We start from the raw sequence: 1141 nt of genomic DNA, 5'->3' as shown, positions 1-1141 counted from the left end.
TGCGGTAGGCGGTGATGGTGTGTTGTGCTTCGGCGAAGCGGCGTTCTTCGAGGAACCAGCTGTCCGTCGTGCTGTTGTCCGCGATGTGGTGGAGGTCGGCTTCCCAGCGGTCGATCTCGTGTTGCAGGGTGGTGGTCATGGCTGCTCCTTGGCGGGGAGGAAGTCGGCGACCTGGCGGCGGGCGGTGCCGGGGCCGGGGCGGCTGTGGGCGAAGCGGATGATCATGTCGGCGTGTCCGGGCCGCTGGGTGAGGAGTTGGACCTTGCGGCGCAGGTCGTCGAACTCGAGCGGCTGGTTGAGGAACGACGCGCTGACGCCGGCCCGGGTGGCGGTGAGCAGGACGCGTTCGAGGGCGGCGCCGGCGGCGACCTGGTCGGCGGGCTGGTCGTAGTCGGTGGACAGGACGGCCAGATCGGGGTGGGTCTCGAAGGTGGTTTCCTGCCGCATCCGGTCGGCCGGGCGGGTGGCCATGTCGCGGACGGCGGCCGGGTAGCTGGCGGATCGGGGGCCGAGGGCGGTGCTGGGGATGCCTTCGGTGGGGCGGTCGCCGCCGACCCAGTGGGCGCGTTCGGCGCGGCGGTGCCAGTCGCCGATCTCGCGTAGGTCGGTGTCCAGGACCAGGTCGAGGACGGTGTGGACCTCGGGTTCGCCGAGCCAGGTCAGCTCGGCGCCCTCGGCGTAGGCGGCGTGGACCAGGGCGACCCGGATGGGCTGGGCCAACGGGGTCGTGGGGTCGGAGGGGCGGCGGTCGGTGTGGCGGTGCGGGATCTGTTCGGCGAGCGCGCGCAGTGCCTCGTCGGGGGTGCTGGTGGGTTCGATGACGATGCGGGCCAGCAGGTCGGGTTGTTCGGGGTAGGGGGCGAGGCCGTACCAGGTGCCGTAGCCGAGGGCGGCGGCCGCGCAGCGCAGGTTGAAGGTCGCGGCACCGGCCGCGATCCGCATGGCGCGGCCGGTGGGGTCCTCGGCGGGCAGGGTGCGGGTGCCGTCGAGGAACAGGTCGATCACGTGACCGGCGACCTCGAACCGCCAGGGCTGGGTGTTGTGCATGCTTGGGGCCGCGATGGCCGCTTCGAGCATGCTGTCGACGTGGTCTGCCGGCAAGTGCTGGTCAGGCATCGGAGGCTCCTCCCACTGGTGATAC

At 72.0% G+C, this 1141-nt stretch carries 1 protein-coding gene; it reads right to left on the bottom strand.

Features of this window, described 5'->3' with window-relative positions; all coding sequences use genetic code 11:
* Nucleotides 1-135: 135 nt before the first annotated feature.
* Nucleotides 136-1116, bottom strand: a complete 981-nt coding sequence (locus tag AB0E63_RS46485; protein ID WP_360381356.1) for a nitroreductase family protein — start codon at nucleotides 1114-1116, stop codon at nucleotides 136-138.
* Nucleotides 1117-1141 lie beyond the last annotated feature (25 nt).

The organism is Kribbella sp. NPDC026596, assembly GCF_040638415.1.
In the GTDB taxonomy this organism is placed as follows: domain Bacteria; phylum Actinomycetota; class Actinomycetes; order Propionibacteriales; family Kribbellaceae; genus Kribbella.
The sequence above is the reverse complement of the archived record's forward strand: the minus strand, read 5'-3'. Positions and strand labels throughout refer to the sequence as shown.